This is a genomic window from Nonomuraea zeae, from assembly GCF_005889725.1.
Lineage (GTDB): Bacteria > Actinomycetota > Actinomycetes > Streptosporangiales > Streptosporangiaceae > Nonomuraea > Nonomuraea zeae.
In genome coordinates, this window is record NZ_VCKX01000052.1 from 1 (window position 1) to 18,718 (window position 18,718).

An 18,718-nucleotide genomic window follows, 5' to 3' on the forward strand; every position below is an offset into this window, starting at 1 on the left:
GTGTGAGGGCGGGTGGTGGTCGGGTGTGGAGTGGGGTCGGATGGGTCAGGCTGGGGTGCGGCGCCAGACGGCGGTGTGCCAGAGGCCGGCCGCCGCGACCATGATGCCGACGACCAGGCCGAGCACCCCGTAGCCCAGCACGCCCACGATGGCGCCAGCGACGATCGTGCCCGTGGCGCCGCAGACGTTCATCAGCAGGTCCGACAGACCCTGGACGGCCGCGCGCCGCTCGATCGGGACCGACTCCGTGACCAGGGCGGAGCCGGCCACCAGGCCGCAGGACCAGCCCAGCCCGAGCAGCACCAGCGCGGCCGTCACCTGCCAGACCCGGTGCCCCGCCGTGCCGGCCAGGGCGCTGGCGCTCAGGAGCAGCCCCATGCCGAGCACCAGCACCGGCACCTTGCCCGCCTTGTCGGCCAGCCAGCCCACCACCGGCGACAGCACGTACATGCCGGCGATGTGCAGGCTGATCACGAGGCCGATGACGTCCAGGTTCGAGCCGTCGTGGTGGAGCTTGACCGGGGTCATGGACATGACGGACACCATGGCCGTGTGGCTGGTCGCGATCATGATGAGCGCCCGGCGGGCCATCGGGGTGGTGCGCAGCGTCTGCCAGGCGGTCCGGATCGTCGAGGTCCGCCCGGTCACGGTGCTCTCGCCGCCGTCCAGCTCGCGGGCCAGCTTGAGCGGGTCGGGGCGCAGGAACACCATGATGATGGCCATCGCCACGGCGAAGGCCAGGGCGGAGAACGCGAACGGCCCCGCCTTCTCCACCATCCCCAGCCGCATCCCGATCTGGTCGGCGGGCTTGGCCAGGTTGGGGCCGGCCACGGAGCCGATCGTGGAGGCCCACACGACCAGGGACAGATGCCGGGCCGCGCGTCCCTTCGGCGACAGGTCGGTGGCCGAGTAGCGGGCCGCCAGGCTGCCCGCGCTGCCGCCGCCCACCAGCACCAGCCCGGCCAGCAGCAACGGCCAGTTGTGCAGGCTGATCGCGGCCACGGAGATCGCGCAGCCGCCGAGCGCCGCCAGGTAGGCCAGCGTCAGGCCCGCGCGCCGGCCGCCCCTGCCCGACGCCCTGGCCGTGGGCAGTGCCAGCAGCGCCGCGCCGAGCACGGTGGCCGTCCCGGCGAAGCCGCTGATCACCGTGGAGCCCGACAGCTCGTCCACGACCACCGAGCTGAGCGCCAGCCCGACGGCCACTCCCACGCCGCCGACGATCTGCGCCGCGGCCAGGACGCCCAGGGTGCGGCGCTGGATGACGGCAATACGGTCGGGGGCCGAGGCAGCGGGTTTCGTGGGGGCGCTGGTCACGGGTGAAGTCTCCCATAGCCCCCGACATCACCCCAAAAGGGACAACCGCCCTTTTTAATTGGGAATGAAGTTTTTTCGCGATATTTCAGAGAATGACGACTGGATCTCCCACCGCGATCCGGCCCGGCCCGTCCGGAATCAAGTTGATCCCGAACCACACCTTGCCGTCCCACTTGCGGTGTACGGAGAGGGTCCTGATGGGCTCCTTGCCCTTTGTGTAGGTTGCGGTGTCGACGGTGGTCAGCACGCAACGATCGCAGCCTTTGGTCACGCGGAACGTCACCTCGCCGATGCGCACCTGCTTCCACTCGTCCTCGGCGAACGGCGTGCCGACGTCGTCGATCACCACGTTCGGCCGGAACCTGCGCATGGGGAGCGGCGCGGGCACCTCCTCGCCGCGCTCCACGGCGCCCTCCGCGATCCAGTCGTTGAGCTGCGCGAGCGAGGCGTTCGACGTGAGCAGCAGCGGATAGGCGTCGGCCAGGCTCACCCGGTCCGCCGGCGTGCCGTAGGCGGGATCGACCGGGCGGCGCCGCGGGTCGTCGAGCCACTTGAGCCGGACCGGCCGCCCGGCCAGCTCCGACAGCCACCGCGCGGCGTCGTCGCCGCAGTCGGTGAGCTCCACCGGCGTGCCCCACACGTCCACGGTGGACATCGCGGACGCCGCGGGCATCTCGGACGCGCGGGCGATCCGCAGCGGCTCGGCGTGCGGGCCGGTCAGCGTCAGCGTGTCCCCGTCGAGCAGAGGGAGGCAGGCCAGCAGTCTCGGCTCGTCGCGGGCCGTGAGGACGGCTCCGCGCTCGTCGGCGACGAGGTAGCGCCGGTCGCCGGCCAGCCCCCAAGGCTGCACCTCAGCCTCGTGAACGTCGTGTCCCGCGGCGGACTTGACGGGGTAATAGTGGATGCTCGCGAGCTTCATACGGCCGACCGTATCCCAATCTCCTCCGCTGCTCCGGCGACTGCGGACGCCCTGCGCTGCAGGCCCGCGGACAGCGCGATCGTGCCGAGTGAGACGACGCCGATCGCGGCCCCGACCCAGGCGACGGACGGGTAGCCGAAACCCCCGCCGATGGCCAGCCCGCCCAGCCAGGGGCCGATGGTGATGCCGACGTTGAAGGAGGACACGTTCACGGCGGCGGCCAGCGTAGGGGCGTCCTTGGCGAGGGCGAAGACGCGGGTGTTCAGCGCCGGGTTGGTGGCGAAGCCGAACGCGCCGAGCAGGAAGATCAGCGGCACGGCCACCGCCGCGGCCGACGCGCCCATCGCCAGCGCCGCCGAGGTGACGATCAGGCCCGCGACCCCGGTGTAGAGGGACAGGAACGGCCGGGCGTCGGCGCTCCTGCCGCCGATCGTGATCCCGATCAGCGAGCCGGCGCCGTACAGCGCCAGCACCGCGGGCACCCAGGCGGACTCGATGCCCGTGGTGTCGACGAGCATCGCGCTCAGGTAGCTGAAGGAGGCCAGCAGCGCGCCGGTGGTCAGCGCGGTCGTGCCGTACGAGAGCCAGAGCCTGGGGGCGGCCATGGCGCGCAGCTCGGCGGACAGGCGCGGGGTGGCCGCGTGCTCCGGCCGGCCACCGGGGATGGTGGCCCAGACCCCGGCCGCGGCGAGCACCGACAGCGCGGCCACCGCCCAGAACGCGGCCCGCCAGCCGAGGTGCTGGCCGATGACCGTGCCCAGGGACAGCCCGAGGATGGTGGCGACGGTCAGCCCGCCGGCGACCACGCTCATCGCCTTGCCGCGGGCGTTCGGAGGCACCAGGCCGATCGCGGTGGTCGCCGCCACGGCCCAGAACCCGGCGTAGACGAAGGCGCCCGCCACGCGGGTGGCGAACAGCATGCCGTAGCTCGTGGTCAGCGCGCCCACGACGTGCGACAGGGCGAAGATCCCCATGAACGTCAGCAGCGCCGTACGCCGGGGCCAGCGCAACGTGACGACGGCGAGCACCGGCGCGCCGACCAGCATCCCCATCGCGAACGCCGAGATCAGCAGGCCCGCGTCGGGCACGGACACCCCCAGGTCGGCGGCCAGCTCCGGGAGCAGTCCCGCCAGCATGAGCTCCGAGGTGCCTTGAGCGAAGATCGCGAGACCCAGTATGTAGACCGCCAACGGCATGGCGCCCCTCCAAATTTTAGATTGATCAGTTCAAAACGAGGGCATGGAAAAGTCAGAAGACGCTCAGCGCGGTTCGCGCGATCGATTCGAGCGCGGGGCGGTCCGCGCCGCCGCGGGCGGCCACCCGCAGGCCGCTGACCGTGGCGACGACGAAGTGGGCCAGGGCCTGCGGGTCCTGCTCCGCGCCGAGCTCGCCGCGCGAGCGGGCCAGCTCGAACGCCTCCCGCAGCATCCGCAGCCGCCTGCCGTGGTCGCGGCGCAGCAGCTCCGCCACCTCGGGGTCGCGGGGGGCCAGCTCGACCAGCGAGTTGACCACCAGGCACCCGGCCGGGTCGCCGGGCTCGGGATCGACCGCCCACCACAGGACCGTGCGCACCTTCTCCCCGACCGGGAGGTCGCCGTCCATCAGCTCGGCGAGCGCGGCGTTGCGCTCGTCCATGTAGCGGCGCAGGGCCTTCTCGAACAGGTCGTGCTTGCTGGCGAAGGTGTTGTAGATGCTGCTGCGGCCCAGGCCGGTGGCCGTGCACAGGTCCTGGGTCGAGGTAGCTTCGTAGCCGGCGGTCCAGAACGCGCGCATGGCCGACTCGATCGCCCGGTCCTCATCGAACTTCCTCGGTCGTGCCATGCCCTGCAACGTAGCATATTTTGGACTGATCACCACAAAACGCGGAGGATCACGCCGTGTGGCGGAAGGTGTCCAGGAAGACCTTGCGGGTGTCGGCCTGGTCGTCCCACTTGAGCTCGGGCAGGTCGAACGTGATCTTGAACGCGGACTTGTCGTCGATCGTGACGTACCGGGTCAGCGCGTGCATCGGGACGCCGTTGGGCGTCGTGTAGGTGTACTCCCAGTCGGCCGACTGCCAGTTGCGGTAGTCCACGGCCTGGAGCTGCACCTGGATGTAGCCTTCCACGCCGCCCGCGGCCTCCTGCTTGCCCAGCTCGGCCAGCCCGCCGTCGGCCTGCGGCGTGGCCGGCTCCACCAGGATCCGCATGCCGGAGTCCTTGGGGCCGTTGAACGTGGCCTTGTCGCCCGAGGCGGCCAGTTTCCAGTCGGCGGGCACCGCGGCGGCGAACCCGGCCGGAGCGTGCTCCTTGTAGCCCTCGGGCGCGGCGACCGCCTCGGTGCGCTCGGGAGTCGTGACGCTCTCGGAGGAGAGCGGCGCGCTGACCGGCGTCACCTGGGGTGAGCCGCCCGACATGATGATCACGACGGCGCCCACGACGACGGCCACCGCCACGACGGCGCTGATGATCGTGAGCGGGGTCGGCCGGCCGTCGCGCGTCCAGGGGCCCTCGTCCTCGTCCGGCCTGCGCCTGCTCCGCCCCGTGCGCGGGGCCGCGTCGGGCAGCGACAGCAGGCGGTTGTGCCCGATGTCCTGCGCCAGGTCGCGCGACTGGTCGCGCAGGTCGTCGGCGGAGGCCAGCGGCCACGGCGTCGCGGCCGAGGAGGCGCGGCTGTCGGTGGTGAGCGGCAGGATCGGCTGGGGACGCGGGCCGGTGGGGGAGTCCAGGTCGTCGTGGGAGTCGTTCGCGATGCGGTGCGGCGCGGGCGGGCCGCCGAACGGCGGCTGGGCATGAGGCCCAGACGGGCTTCCCAGGGGATGTCCACCGGACGGGCTGCTCAGCGGGTGCCCACCTGACGGGCTGCTCAACGGGTGGCCGCCTGAGGGGCTGTTCAGCGGGTGCCCGCCGGGCGGCGGCATGGGCTGCGGGCCCGACGGGCCGCCGAACGCCTCGAAGCCGCCGGGTGGCTGCGCGAGCTGGTCGGTCCGGTGGCTGCCCGACGGGCTCGTCAGGCCGTCGTACGGCATCGAGTAGCCGCCCGAAGGGCTGCTCGCCGGGTCGTACGGCACGCGTACCGGGCCCGATGGCGTCTCCACGATCCGCGAGGGCATCGGCCCCGACGGGGTGTCCAGCGGCGGCAGCAGCCCGGCCGGCGTCGGGTCGGCCTGGCTGGGCAGCGTCTCGGGAGCGCGCGGCCGGGCGGAGCCGTGCGCGCGCAGGACGGCCTCCAGCATCTCGATGACCTGCGTCGAGGTGAGCCGCTCCGCCGGGTTCTTGCGCAGCAGGCCCTCGATCACCGGCATGAGCGAGCCGGCCCGCTGCGGCGTGATCGGCTCCTGGGTGAGCACGGAGCCGAGCACCGCGACGGGATCGGGCCCCTCGTACGGCGGTCGCCCCTCGACGGCGGCGTACAGGGTCGCGCCGAACGACCACAGATCGGCCGCCTGCGTGATCGCCTGCCCGGACAGGCGCTCCGGCGGGATGTACGCCGGCGAGCCCATGAGCAGCCCGGTCTGCGTGATCGTCACGTCGCCCTCGATGGCGGCGATGCCGAAGTCGGTCAGCACCACCCGGTCCGAGGTCAGCAGCACGTTGCCGGGCTTGATGTCACGGTGCAGGATCCCGGCGGCGTGCGCGTGCCTGATCGCGTCGAGCACCCTGATGCCGATCTCGGCCGCCTGGATCACCGGCAGCGGCCCGCTCTGGCGTACGGCCTGCTCCAGCGACCACGCGCGGACCAGCTCCATCACGATCCAGGGACGGCCGTCCTCCTCGACCACGTCGTGCACGGTCACGATGCCGGGGTGCGTCAGCCGCGCGGCCGACCTGGCCTCGCGCAGCATGCGCCGGTGCGCCACCTGCTTGCCGGCGTGATCGAGCCCGTAGGGGAGGATCAGCTCCTTGACCGCCACGTCCCGGTCGAGCAGGACGTCGTGGGCGTGCCACACCATGCCCATGCCGCCCCTGCCGACCGGCGACATCAGGCGGTAGCGCCTGCCTATCAGACGGCCCTGGCTCTGCGGAGCGCCGCTCGGGGCACCACCCTCCGGGCCGGGCCCGCTGAGCAAGCGGTCGGCTGCCATGATCCCGCCCCCATTCGCCTCATCCGTCACGTGCTACTACGAGATTATGAGGTTCGATACGATATCGGCGCGAAATCGGTAATGGAAGTTGGTGCCCGCTTACAATGCTCCTGACGTGCAGATATGTCGCTATTCAAATGGATCACTTACTGCGGCGGCGAGCGCCAGCAAAGCGCTGATGAACGCCTCAGGCGGCGGTTTGACCAGGCCCGCACCCACCTGTCCCGTTCCGGCGAGGCGGCCCGCGATGCCGGTGTTGACGACGGGCAGCACGCCTGTCCGCGCCACGAGTGTGATGTCGATCCCCACCGGCGTGCCGCGGAAGCCGAGACCGGGAATCTGGTAGGCCGGATGCTCGGCGAGCGTGATCTCGTACATGGAACGGGTGGCGCGCACGGCGTCGGCCACCTCGCCGCCGACGAACCGGACGATGGCCGGTGAGGCCGCCATCGCGAACCCGCCCAGCCCCGACGTCTCGGTGATCGTCGAGTCGCCGATGTCCGGGTTCGCGTCCTGCGGGCCGTACGAGCCGAGATAGAGCCCGTCGGGCACCCCCGCAGGCCCGGTGAACCAGCGCCCGCCCAGCCCTGACACCTGCACGCCGAAGTCGGTGCCGTTCCGCGCCATGGCGACGACCATGGAGGAGCCGGGGATGTCGCGGGCGGCGTCGGTGCTGACCTTGGCCGCGGCCATGCCGGCGTTCAGGAAGAAGTGGTCGTTGCCGTTGATGAAGCGCAGCACCTGCGCGGCGGCGTCGGGAGCGGCCTCGACCACGTCGGGGGCCAGCTCGCGCAGCAGCAGCGAGGTGGCGGCGCGGTTGCGGTTGTGCAACTCGTCGCCCATCTGCAGCGCCTGCGCCATCAGCGCGCGCAGGTCGATCGGCCCCGTGCGCTCCAGCGTCGCCGCCAGGGCCGGCCCGAGCACCTCGTCCATCCAGCGCAGCCGCTCCAGGACCTCGGGCCCGTACGCGCCGTACCTGAGGACCTTGCCCAGCCCCTCGTTCAGCGAGCAGTACGCGGTGCCGCCGTGCTCCTCGTCACGCACCTCGAACAGCCACATCGACGGGCTCACCACGCCGGCCATCGGGCCCACGGCCCCGTGCTCGTGGCAGGGCCGCAACGCGATCGCGCCCGCCGCCAGCTCGCGCTCCGCGTCCCGCGCGTCGCCCGCCAGGCCCTCCAGCAGCATCGCGCCGATCAGCGCGCCGCGCATCGGGCCCGAGGCGCGCTCCCACTCGATGGGCGGGCCCGCGTGCAGGAACGTCCCGTCGGCCAGCACCTCCGACGCCCGCCGCACCCCGACCAGGTGCGGGCGCGCGGAGGTCAGCCTGCGCACGGCCAGCTCGTCGGCGGCCTGCCTGCGCGGGTCGGCGAGCACCGTGGCCAGGGCCTCGGCGGTGCCGGGCAGCGGCGGCCGCCAGGACACCGGCGTCGTCGGCACGGCCTGCGCCTTGAGCGCCTCGTCGAGCAGGCCGGCGCCGACCGTGATGACGCGGGGCCCGGCGGACAGCAGCGGAGAGGACCGGGTCACATCAGGCTCCTGGCGTGCCGTGCGGCCTGGGCGTTGGAGGTGAAGACGGCCGCGCCCGCCTCGCGGAAGGCGGCGGCCTGGCGGTGCAGGTCCTGGGGATCGCCCTCCGTGCCGACGAGGGCGACCACGACGGTGGCGGGGGTGCGGGCGACGGCGTGGGCGAGCGAGGCGGCGGGGTCGGGGTCGGCGCCGTGGCCCAGCACGACGTCCATGAGCACCACCTCGGTCTCCCTGGCGCGGGAGAGCGCCTCCACGCGCAGCGTCGGGTCGATCATCGGATGCGCCCTGCCCCTGGTGTACGCGTCGTCCCCGTAGTCGACGAAGTCGCCCTGGCCGGCGACCGCGCCGACGATCCGGGCGGCCTCCACGCTCAGCGTCCCCCCGGCGTACAGACCTTTGATCGTCTTGTGCGGCGCGCTCCTGCCCGTCCAGGCGGGCCAGGCCGGCCACTCGGGCACGGGCCTGCCCAGCGCGCGCAGCGCCTGCTCGGCCGCCTCGGTCAGGTCCGGCGCCCCTTCCTGGAGCAGCGCCCGCACCACCGGGGTACGCAGCCGCTCCTCGGCCGCGCGCACCGTCCGCGCCACCTCGGGGGAGGGCGGCTTGGAGACGAGCACGATCAGCTCGGTGGCCGGGTCCTCGTCGAGCAGGCGCAGGGCGTGCAGCGTGGACAGGCCGCCGACCTCGGCCGACAGGTCCCTGCCGCCCACCCCGAGCACGTGGCTGACGCCCGTGTCCGCCCAGTCGAGCAGGCAGGTCACCTGCTGGGCGCCGGTGCCGGAGGCGGCCACCACGCCGACGGGGCCGGGCGCGAGGACGTTCGCGAAGCCGAGGCCCACGCCGCCGATCACCGCCGTGCCGCAGTCGGGGCCCATCACCAGGACGCCCTTCTCCTCCGCCAGCTCCTTCAGCCGCCGCTCCCGCGCCACGGAGACGCCGTCGCTGAAGATCATGACCGGCAGCCCGGCCTGGATCGCGTCCAGCGCCTCGGCGAAGGCGTGCTCGCCGGGGACCGAGACCAGGACCAGGTCGGCCGGGGTCCCGGAGGCCCGGGCGGCCGAGAAGGTGGTCAGCGGCGGCTGCTCCGACGCGGTCTCCTGCGGCTGGAACCCGCTCAGCCGCCGGTCCGCCTCCGCCACGGCCGCCTCCGGGTCGCCGGCCCGCAGAGCGATCAGCAGGTCGCCCGAGCCGGCCTCGGGGACGGTGAAGCCCAGATCCCTGATGACGGAGACGTTCAGCTCGGTGGCCATCGCGACCATGGCCGCCTCCACGCCGGGCAGCTCGGTCAGCGCGCGGCTGACCCGCATGAGGGTGACCGAGTCGTAGTACGCGCCCCTGCGTACCAGGACCAGCTCCCGGCTCATCGGGGCCCGCTCAGGGACAGGACCGCGGCCAGGCCGATGCCGACGCCCTGGGCGAGGTCCGAGCCCGAGGTGTGGCCCAGGCGGTGCAGGCGGCGCAGGGCTGGTTCGAGTGCCTGCCGGCCGGTGATGCCGCGCAGCACCGCGATGACCTCGGGGCTGGCCTCGCCCCTGGCCGCGCAGTGCAGGAGCGTGGCCGACAGGGGAGTCGTCCGCGTGCGCGCGTCGAACGTGACGGTCGCCGCCAGCCAGTCGGCCAGCCAGATCGCCCGGTCCGCGCCGGCCGCCGCGCCCAGGTGCCGCAGCGTCACCAGCAGCCCGGCCAGGACGTCGTCGCCGCTCGGCGTGAGCCCGGGCCCCAGGCCCACGAGCTGCTCCGCCGCCGTCACCGCGCCGAGCAGCCAGCCTTCGGCGCAGCTGCCGGCCAGCATCTCGACCGCCCCGTTGCCGGACAGCCCCGGGTCCGGGGGGTCGCCGAGGCAGGCGGCGGCGTGTTCGAGGCGGGCCCGGTCGGTCCGGCCCAGCGGCGGGGCCGGGTCCCACCAGCGGCGCACGCTCAGGCTGAGTGAGCCCAGGTCGATGGCGCGGTCGCCCACCGAGGCGTCGTCACCCACCGTGACGTGCGGCAGCGGGCCGGCCAGCAGCACGGAGTTGGGCAGCCGGGTGGCCGCGCCCGTGATGACGGCGAGCACCGAAGGCTCCAACTCGGTCCTGACCTCCAGGTACACCCCCGCGGGGAACGCGGCGAGCACGCGCGCCGGGCGACGGGACCCCTCCAGCACGGGACGGACCGCCGCGCTGGCCGCGCCCGTGACGTGGATGCGGGCACGCCGCGCATGAGTACTGACGGTCACCGGACCTCCCATCCGACCTTGGACCTGACCGTAGAACGGGCCGGGAACCCTCCGTACGGGTAAATTTGCCAACAGTCAGCGGGAAGGTTGGCTCTTCCTGACAGACGGCTTCTGGGGTCACAATTTCCCCATGGAGCCCCCAGTCCGTCTCGCGAGCACCGGAACGATCATTCACGGAGTGTCCGTCGGAGAGGTGCTCGGCGTCTCGACGCTCGCGGACGCCAGGCTCATCGCGGGGGAGAGCGGGCTGGGCCGCATCGTGCAGCGGCTCAACGTCATGGAGGTCCCCGACATCCTGGCCTGGGTCAAGCCGCACGAGCTGTTGCTGACCACCGGCTACCCACTGCGCAACACGCCGCAGTCGCTCGGCCGGCTGGTGGCCGACCTGGACGAGCGCGGGCTGGCCGCGCTGGCGATCAAGCTGGGCCGGTACGTGGACGAGCTGCCCGGCGAGATGGTCGAGCAGGCCGACCGGCTCGGCTTCCCGCTCATCCTGCTGCCGAACGACGTCGGCTTCGACGACATACTCAACCAGGTGCTCACCGACATCCTGAACCGGCAGGCCGCCGTGCTGGCCCGCGCGGAGGAGGCGCACCGGGCGCTGGTCCAGGTGGTGCTGGCCGGCGGCGGGCTGAACGAGGTCACCGCCGAGGTGGCGCAGCTGCTCGACGTGTCGGTGGCGGCCGTGGACGGCTCCGGCCGGGTGCTGGCCACCGCTGGGGCCGACGGCCACGTCGCCGTGCTGCGCGAGTCGATCACCCGCGAGGGGCCGCCGTCGTCGCCCGCCGGGGGGCGGCTGCGGGCGTTCGCGTCGGTGCCCGTGCTGGCCGGCGGGCACCATCACGGCAGGATCGTCGCCTACAGCGCGTCGGGGGCCATCAGGGACAGCGACGTCGGCATCCTCGAGCGCGCCGCCACCGTCGCCGCGCTCGTGGTCACCCGGCAGGAGGCGGTCAACGCCGTCGAGAGCAAATACCGGGCCGACTTCCTGCGCGACGTGCTCACCGGGCGGGCGGGCACGGCCGAGCGGGTGACGACCAGGGCCAGGGCGTTCGGGTGGGACCTGTCGCGGCCGGTGACGGTGCTGGTGGCCGAGCTCGACCCGGAGGGGGACGAGCGCAGCGCGCAGGACCGGCTGGTGGCGTGCTGGACCGCGGCGATGCGGCGGCACGACCCGCGCGGGGCGGTGGCGGGGTTCTCGCACGAGGTGGTGGCCGTGGTGGACGCCTCGATCGACGCGACGAGGGTGGCCAAGGACGCCGCCTCGGCGTTCGCCGACGTGCCGCCCGCGACGTTCTCGACCGGGACGTCGCGGCCGAGCCCGCGGGCGGAGACGCTGCCCGAGGCGTACTCGCAGGCGCTGAAGGCGGCCAGGGTTGGGCGGCAGCTGCACGGCCCCGGCGCGGTGGCCCACTTCGACCAGCTCGGGGTCTACCGGCTGCTGTCCCTGGTGAACGACACCGAGGAGCTGCACGCGTTCGTACGGGAGACGCTGGGCCCGCTGGCCTCCGACGACGACGCCGAGAACGCCGACCTCAGGCGCACCCTCCAGGTGCTCCTGGAGACCAACCTGAACGTGGCGGAGACGGCCAGGCGGCTGCACTTCCACTACAACACGCTGCGCTACCGCATCGGGAAGCTGGAGCGCCTGCTCGGGAACTTCACCGACGACCCGCACCTGCGCCTCAATCTGACCCTGGCCCTGCACGTGCTGCGCATGCGGGGCATCTAGGCTTTGGAGTCGTGGACTTCGAACTGCGCTCCGAATACATCCCCCTGTGCGACCTGCTGAAATACTGCGGGATCACCGAGACCGGGGGCATGGCCAAGCACCTCGTGGCCGAGGGCATGGTCATGGTGGACGGGGAGGTCGAGCTGCGGAAGCGGGCCAAGATCCGGTCGGGCCAGGTCGTCAGCGGCGAAGGGTTCTCGATCCGGGTGGAGTGACGCGCCCCTACTCGCCGCCCACCGCACCGCGGCTGATCGCCACCCTCTATTGTGCTCTCCGACATCTGATGGGGAACATACCCGCTGGTCAGGCGGGAGATAGAGGTGGTTCGTGGCGTTCGGGTGGAAGTTGCACGGCGATGGCAAGCGCCTGACGCCCGGAGAGGTGGTCAAGCCGGACGAGCGGCTGAGCTGGCCCCGGATGGTGGGGTTCGGGGCGCAGCACGTGATCGCGATGTTCGGCGCCACGTTCGTCTTCCCGCTGGTCATGGGGCTGGACGCGAACCTCGCCGTGATGATGTCCGGCGTCGCGACGATCCTCTTCCTGCTCATCGTGCGCGGGAAGATCCCGAGTTACGTGGGGTCCAGCGCCTCCTTCGTGGGCGCGGTGACGGCCATCAGGGCGGCGGGCGGCGGCGACGCGACCGTCACCGGCGCGCTGCTCGCCGTCGGCCTCGTGCTGGCCGTGTGCGGATACGTCATCCACCGGCTGGGCGTGCAGGTCATCCACCGGATCTTCCCGCCGATCGTCACCGGCGGCGTGGTCATGCTCATCGGCTTCGGGATGGCCTACGTGGCGGCGGACGTCTACTGGCCGAAGGACCCGTGGGTGGCGCTGCTGACGATGGCGGCGACGTTCGTGTTCATCGGGCTGCTGCGCGGGTTCCTCGGGCGGATCGGTGTCCTGCTGGGCCTGGTCTTCGGGTTCGTGCTGTCGTGGGTGTGGGACCTCGTGGGCGGGAAGATCTCCGCGCCCGACGCCGCCGGCAACGTGACCGAGCACTTCCGGGTCAACCTGGACGGCGTCGCCGCGGCCGACTGGATCGGGCTGCCCAGCCTGCACGGGCCCGTCTTCGAGGTCTCCGCCATCGTGCTGGTGCTGCCCGTGGTGATCGCGCTGATCGCGGAGAACGTCGGGCACGTCAAGGCCGTCGGGGAGATGACGGGCGCGGACGTCGACGCCTACATGGGGCGGGCCGTGCTGGCCGACGGCGTCGGGACCGTGGTGGCGACGTCGGTCGGCGGGGCGGCCACGACCACGTACGCGGAGAACATCGGCGTCATGGCGGCCACCAAGGTCTACTCCACGGCCGCCTACTACATCGCCGGGATCATCGCGATCCTGTTCGGGCTGTGCCCCAAGTTCGGGGCGCTGATCGCCGCCACCCCCGACGGCGTGCTCGGCGGGGTGACGACCATCCTGTACGGCATGATCGGCCTGCTCGGCGCCAAGATCTGGATCGAGAACCGGGTCGACCTGTCCGACCCCGTCAACCTGCTGCCCACCGGAGCGGGGATCATCCTCGCCGTCGGCCCCGTCGCGTTCCCGATCACCGGCACGTTCGCGCTGAGCGGGATCGCGCTCGGCACGATCGTCCTGCTGCTGGGCTACCACCTGCTGCGGGCGGGCCGCCGCCGCGAGGAGGCACACCCGGAGACGCCCTCACCGGAGGGCTGAGCCCCATGTGCGTGAGGGTTCCTCTGGTCCGGGGCGCAGATTTGGCAGATCATGCCCGTGTAGGAGCGTGCCGGCGGTCCTAATGTGCCCGCAACGGAACGTGCCGCCGGCCCGTTGCAAGGCCCAGTACAAGAGGGGCTCTCATGGTTGTGGGATGGACCAAACACGGTGACGGCAAGCATCTGGCCCCCGGCGAGGTGGTCAGGCCCGACGAGAGGCTGACCTGGCCCCGGATGGTGGGGTTCGGGGCGCAGCACGTGATCGCGATGTTCGGCGCGACGTTCGTCTTCCCGCTGGTCATGGGGCTGGACCCGAACGTCGCCGTGATGATGTCCGGCGTCGCGACGATCATGTTCCTGCTGATCGTGAAGGGGAAGGTGCCCAGCTACCTGGGCACCAGCGCGTCCTTCGTGGGCGGGGTGTTCGCGATCAGGGCCGCGGCCGGCGGCGACGTCGCGAACGCCGACGCGCTCGTGACCGGCTCCATCCTGGTCGCCGGGTTCGTGCTGGCGCTGGCCGGGCTGGCCATCCACTTCCTCGGCGTGCAGATCATCCACCGCATCTTCCCGCCCGTGGTCACCGGCGCGGTGGTGATGCTGATCGGGTTCGGGCTGGCGTTCGTGGTGGCGGACGTCTACTGGCCGCAGGATCACTGGGTCGCGCTCGTCACGATGCTGGTCACGTTCCTGGTGATCGTGCTGTTCAAGGGGTTCATCGGGCGGATCGGCGTGCTGGTCGGGCTGGTGACCGGGTTCGTGCTGTCGTGGGTGCTGGACCGGACGGCGGGGCAGATCACCTCCGTCCTGCCCGGCGCCAACCTGCGGGACGCGGCCGGGGCGGCCTGCCCGGCGGAGGGCACGTACTGCGTGGCCACCGCGTTCCCGCACGACCGGGTGAGCTTCGACGCCGTGGCCGACGCCCCGTGGTTCGGGCTGCCCAGCTTCCACGCCCCCGACTTCAAGACCTCGGCCGTGCTGCTGGTGCTGCCCGCGGTCATCGCGCTCATCGCGGAGAACATCGGGCACGTCAAGGCCGTCGGCGAGATGACCGGGACCGACGTGGACCCGTACGTGGGCCGCGCCGTGCTGGCCGACGGCGTCGGCACCATGGTCACCAGCGCGGTCGGCGGCTCGCCCACGACCACGTACGCGGAGAACATCGGCGTGATGGCGGCCACCAAGGTCTACTCGACCGCCGCCTACTACATCGCGGGGATCATCGCGATCCTGTTCGGGCTGTGCCCCAAGTTCGGGGCGCTGATCGCGGCGACGCCCGGTGGCGTGCTGGGCGGCGTCACGGTCATCCTGTACGGCATGATCGGCCTGCTCGGCGCCAAGATCTGGATCGAGAACCGGGTGAACTTCGCCGACCCGGTCAACATGGTTCCGATCGGCGCGGGAATCATTCTCGCCATCGGACCTGTGCAGCATCTCATCGGGGGCGACTTCACCCTCGAAGGCATCGCGCTCGGCACCATCGTCGTGCTGGGCGGCTATCACCTGCTGCGCGCGATCGCCGGTCGCGCCGAAGAGCCGGCGCCTGTCCCGGAGCCGACGAGGAGCGATCCCGGGTGAAGCCGCCGCCCTTCGAGTACCACGCGCCCCGCGACGTCGGCGAGGCGCTGCGGACCCTCGCCGAGGTGGGCGGGAAGGTGCTGGCCGGGGGGCAGAGCCTGATCCCCATGCTCAACATGCGGCTGGCCGCGCCCGGGCATCTGGTCGACATCAACCGCGTCGCCGGCCTGGAGTCGATCGCCGCGACGCGCGGCGGGGTCGAGGTGGGCGCGCTGGTCAGGCACGCGCAGGCGGAGCGCTCGGGCGCGCACCCGCTGCTCGCGCGGGCGCTGCGGCTGGTCGCGCACCCGGTGATCCGCAACAGGGGGACGGTGGTGGGCAGCCTCGTGCACGCCGACCCGGCCGCCGAGCTGCCCGCGGTGCTGGCCGTGCTGGACGGGCACGTCCGCCTCGCCCGCTGGGACGGGTCCGCCGAGGTGGTGCGCGAGGTGGCCGCACGAGACTTCTTCACCGGGCCGATGGAGTCGGCGGCCGAGCCGGGCGAGCTGGCCGTGTCGGCCTTCTTCCCCGCGCTGGGCCCGCGGACCGGCGGCGCGTTCGAGGAGGTGGCCAGGCGGCACGGCGACTACGCGCTGGCCGGCGTCTGCGCCGTGGTCACGCTGGACGAGGACGGCCAGGTCGAGGCCACCAGGGTCGCCTGCGTCGGCGTCGGGCCGACGCCGGTCGTCGTGGACCTGAGCGGCGCGTGCGCGGGCACGCCCGCGCACGCCGCCGAGTGGGGTGCGATGGCCCAGATCGTGCGGTCGTGGACCGAGCCGGACGACGACGTCCACGCCTCGGCCGCCTACCGCGGGCACCTGGTGGGGGTGCTCGCCGAGCGGGCGCTGCGCAACGCGGCGAGAGAGGGGGCGGCGGCCCGTGGAGCATGAGATCACGCTCGTCGTGAACGGCACGGTCAGGCGCGTACGCGTGCCGGCGCGGCGGCTGCTGTCCGACTGCCTGCGCCACGACCTGGGCCTGACCGGCACCCACGTGGGCTGCGAGCACGGCGTCTGCGGCTGCTGCACGGTGCTGCTCGACGGCGAGCCGGTGCGCTCGTGCCTGACGTTCGCGGTGACCGTGGACGAGCGCGAGATCACCACCGTGGAGGGGCTGGCCGACGGCGAGCGGATGTCGCCCGTGCAGCGGGCCTTCGCCGAGTGCCACGGGCTGCAGTGCGGGTTCTGCACGCCCGGGTTCCTGTGCACGGTGACCGCGCTGCTGCGCGACAACCCGGCGCCGACGCACGAGGAGGTGCTCGAAGGGATCTCGGGCAACCTGTGCCGCTGCACCGGCTACCAGAACATCGTCAAGGCCGTACACCGGGCCGCCGAGCTGCTGGCGGAGGAAGCATGACGACCAGGCTCTTCGGCGAGCCCGTGGCGCGGCGCGAGGACCCCCGGCTGCTCACCGGGCAGGGGCGCTTCCTCGACGACCTGGGACAGGACGCGCTGGCCGCGGCGTTCGTCCGCTCGCCGCACGCGCACGCCCGCATCCGCGACATCGACGTGACGCCCGCGCTCGACGTGCCCGGCCTCGTCGCCATCTACACGTGGGAGGACCTGCCCGAGCGGGCCGGCCGGGCGCTGCCGCTGCTCATCCCGCATCCCGCGCTCACCCACGGGCGCACCGCCTACCCGCTGGCCAGGGACGTCGTCAGGCACGTCGGCGAGCCGGTGGTCATGGTCGTGGCCGCCGACAGGTACACCGCCGAGGACGCCTGCGGGCTCATCGAGGTCGACTACGAGCCGCTCAAACCGGTCGTCGGCCTGGCGGAGGCCGTCCAGGGCGCCCAGCTCGTGCACGAGGACGTGCCGGGCAACGTGGGCGCGCACCTCGTGCAGGAGGTCGCCGCGGCCGACGGGCGCGGCGCGCGGGAGGCCATAGAGACCGCGCCGCACACGCTCGCCTTCCGGCTCGACATCGAGCGCAGCGCCAGCATGCCGCTGGAGGGACGCGGCGTCTACGCCCGGTGGGACGGCCGCGACCTGCGGGTCTACTCCAGCACCCAGACCTCGACCAGCGTCAGGATGGCCGTGGCCGCCGCGCTGGGGCTGCCGCTGACCCAGGTCGAGGTGATCGCGCCCGACGTGGGCGGCGGGTTCGGGGTGAAGATCGTGCACCCGTGGCCCGAGGAGGTGCTCGTCCCGTGGGCGGCCATGACGCTCGGGCGCGAGGTCAAGTGGGCCGAGGACCGCCGCGAGCACTTCATCTCCTCGGCGCACGAGCGGGCGCAGATCCAGCACGTCCGGGTCGGCTTCGACGACGACGGGCGGGTCCTGGGGCTGGACGTGACGATCCTGCACGACCACGGGGCCTACACGCCGTACGGGATCATCGTGCCCATCGTGACTTCCACGCAGTTGCTCGGGCCGTACCGGATCGGGGCCTACCGCGTCGAGTTCACCGCCGTCTACACCAACACCGTGCAGGTCACGCCGTACCGGGGGGCCGGGAGGCCGCAGGGCGTGTTCTGCATGGAACGGACGATGGACAAGATCGCCCGCTATCTGGGCAGGGACCGCACCGCCGTGCGCGAGGTCAACTTCATCGGGCCGGAGGAGTTCCCGTACGACCAGGGGATGACGTTCCAGGACGGGCGGCCGCTGATCTACGACAGCGGGAACTACCCCGAGATGCTCCGCATGCTCAAGGAGCTGATCGGCTGGGACGAGCACGTCCGGCGGCCCGGCAGGGGGATCGGCATCGGCTGCTACGTCGAGGGCACCGGCGTGGGCCCGTACGAAGGCGGGCACGTGCAGATCACCTCCGACGGCCGGGTGCACGTGTCCACCGGGCTCACCTCGCAGGGGCAGGGGCACGAGACCGTGTTCGCCCAGATCGCCGCCACCGAGCTGGGCGTGCCCGTCGAGCGCGTCAGCGTGGTCACCGGCGACACCCGCAGGTTCGGGTACGCGGTGGGCACCTTCGCCTCCAGGGCCGCCGTCGTCAGCGGCAACGCCATCGCGCTGGCCTGCCGGAAAGTGCGCGACAAGGCGCTGCGCATCGCGGCCGAGGCGCTGGAGGCGGACCCGGCGGACCTGGACATCGCCGACGGGATGGTGCACGTGGCCGGCACGCCGTCCGCCGCGATCCCGCTGTCCACGGTCGCGGTGCTGGCCAACCCCCTGCGCTACGCCTTCGACGAGGAGACGGCCAAGGCCACCCAGTTCGCCGGCACCGCCGACCCCGGCCGCCCGCCGGTCGCCGAGGGCGAGGAGCCGGGGCTGGAGGGGCGCGACTACTACTCGCCGATCAGGGCCACGTTCGCCTCGGGGATGCACGCGGCGATCGTCGAGACCGACCCGGAGACCGCCGAGATCAAGGTGGTCCGGTACGCGGTCGTGCACGACTGCGGCCGGCTGATCAACCCCATGATCGTCGAGGGCCAGATCCACGGCGGGGTCGCCCAGGGCATCGGCGGCGCGCTCTACGAGCGCATGGTGTACGACCAGCACGGCCAGCTGGTCAACGCCTCCTTCATGGACTTCCTCATGCCGTACGCCACCGAGATCCCGCACATCGAGACCGCCCACCTGGAGACGCCCTCCCCGCTCAACCCCCTCGGCATCAAGGGCGCGGGGGAGGCGGGCGTGATCCCCGTCTCCGCGGTGATCGCCTCGGCCCTGGAGGACGCGGAGGGCATCGAGATCGACCGCATGCCCATCTCCCCGTCCGAGCTCTTCGCGTTGCGTGCCGGCATGCAGTGACATGGGATGAT

The 18,718-nt window shown here is 72.6% G+C and carries 15 protein-coding genes; 7 read left to right on the forward strand and 8 right to left on the reverse strand.

The window, feature by feature from the left end:
• Positions 1-45: 45 nt before the first annotated feature.
• From ETD85_RS18680 to ETD85_RS18715, 8 genes are all read right to left on the reverse strand, one after another.
• The gene (locus ETD85_RS18680) at positions 46-1,314 is read right to left on the reverse strand and encodes an MFS transporter (RefSeq protein WP_240779228.1); all 1,269 of its coding nucleotides are present in this window, start codon (positions 1,312-1,314) and stop codon (positions 46-48) included.
• An 85-nt stretch (positions 1,315-1,399) separates the two neighbouring features.
• Positions 1,400-2,233 carry an MOSC domain-containing protein gene (locus ETD85_RS18685; RefSeq protein ID WP_138691007.1) on the reverse strand — a complete coding sequence of 278 codons (834 nt, stop codon included), beginning with the start codon at positions 2,231-2,233 and terminating at the stop codon, positions 1,400-1,402.
• The gene (locus tag ETD85_RS18690) at positions 2,230-3,429 is read right to left on the reverse strand and encodes a Cmx/CmrA family chloramphenicol efflux MFS transporter (RefSeq protein WP_138691008.1); all 1,200 of its coding nucleotides are present in this window, start codon (positions 3,427-3,429) and stop codon (positions 2,230-2,232) included. Before ETD85_RS18690 ends, ETD85_RS18685 begins: the two co-directional genes overlap by 4 nt.
• Positions 3,430-3,481: 52 nt before the next feature.
• Positions 3,482-4,054: a TetR/AcrR family transcriptional regulator gene (locus tag ETD85_RS18695; RefSeq protein WP_138691009.1), complete on the reverse strand. Its 573-nt coding sequence runs from the start codon at positions 4,052-4,054 to the stop codon at positions 3,482-3,484.
• Between the two features lie 49 nt (positions 4,055-4,103).
• Positions 4,104-6,296: a serine/threonine-protein kinase gene (locus ETD85_RS18700; protein WP_138691010.1), complete on the reverse strand. Its 2,193-nt coding sequence runs from the start codon at positions 6,294-6,296 to the stop codon at positions 4,104-4,106.
• Between the two features lie 129 nt (positions 6,297-6,425).
• Complete coding sequence (locus ETD85_RS18705) at positions 6,426-7,826, reverse strand: YlbE family protein (protein ID WP_138691011.1); 1,401 nt, start codon at positions 7,824-7,826, stop codon at positions 6,426-6,428.
• The gene (locus ETD85_RS18710; protein WP_138691012.1) at positions 7,823-9,187 is read right to left on the reverse strand and encodes an FdrA family protein; all 1,365 of its coding nucleotides are present in this window, start codon (positions 9,185-9,187) and stop codon (positions 7,823-7,825) included. Before ETD85_RS18710 ends, ETD85_RS18705 begins: the two co-directional genes overlap by 4 nt.
• Positions 9,184-10,038 carry an oxamate carbamoyltransferase subunit AllH family protein gene (locus ETD85_RS18715; RefSeq protein WP_240779229.1) on the reverse strand — a complete coding sequence of 285 codons (855 nt, stop codon included), beginning with the start codon at positions 10,036-10,038 and terminating at the stop codon, positions 9,184-9,186. The genes ETD85_RS18710 and ETD85_RS18715 overlap by 4 nt, the downstream gene beginning before the upstream one ends.
• 130 nt (positions 10,039-10,168) lie before the next feature.
• Between ETD85_RS18715 and ETD85_RS18720 the strand changes: the two genes are divergently transcribed.
• The 7 genes from ETD85_RS18720 to cutA all read left to right on the forward strand — a co-directional run bounded on the left by ETD85_RS18720 (position 10,169) and on the right by cutA (position 18,707).
• Positions 10,169-11,770, forward strand: a complete 1,602-nt coding sequence (locus tag ETD85_RS18720; protein ID WP_138691014.1) for a PucR family transcriptional regulator — start codon at positions 10,169-10,171, stop codon at positions 11,768-11,770.
• An 11-nt stretch (positions 11,771-11,781) separates the two neighbouring features.
• Entirely contained in the window at positions 11,782-11,985 is a 204-nt protein-coding gene (locus ETD85_RS18725) for an RNA-binding S4 domain-containing protein (RefSeq protein ID WP_138691015.1), read from the forward strand.
• Between the two features lie 112 nt (positions 11,986-12,097).
• Positions 12,098-13,444: a uracil-xanthine permease family protein gene (locus ETD85_RS18730; RefSeq protein WP_206058395.1), complete on the forward strand. Its 1,347-nt coding sequence runs from the start codon at positions 12,098-12,100 to the stop codon at positions 13,442-13,444.
• A gap of 143 nt (positions 13,445-13,587) precedes the next feature.
• A complete protein-coding gene (locus ETD85_RS18735; RefSeq protein WP_138691016.1) occupies positions 13,588-15,018 on the forward strand; it encodes a uracil-xanthine permease family protein in 1,431 nt (476 codons plus the stop codon).
• On the forward strand, positions 15,015-15,887 hold the full coding sequence (locus ETD85_RS18740) for an FAD binding domain-containing protein (RefSeq protein WP_138691017.1): 873 nt from the start codon (positions 15,015-15,017) through the stop codon (positions 15,885-15,887). Before ETD85_RS18735 ends, ETD85_RS18740 begins: the two co-directional genes overlap by 4 nt.
• Positions 15,877-16,353, forward strand: coding sequence for a (2Fe-2S)-binding protein (locus ETD85_RS18745; RefSeq protein ID WP_138691018.1), 477 nt, complete (start codon positions 15,877-15,879; stop codon positions 16,351-16,353). Before ETD85_RS18740 ends, ETD85_RS18745 begins: the two co-directional genes overlap by 11 nt.
• On the forward strand, positions 16,350-18,707 hold the full coding sequence (cutA, locus tag ETD85_RS18750) for an aerobic carbon-monoxide dehydrogenase large subunit (protein WP_138691019.1): 2,358 nt from the start codon (positions 16,350-16,352) through the stop codon (positions 18,705-18,707). The genes ETD85_RS18745 and cutA overlap by 4 nt, the downstream gene beginning before the upstream one ends.
• The last annotated feature ends 11 nt before the right edge of the window (positions 18,708-18,718 follow it).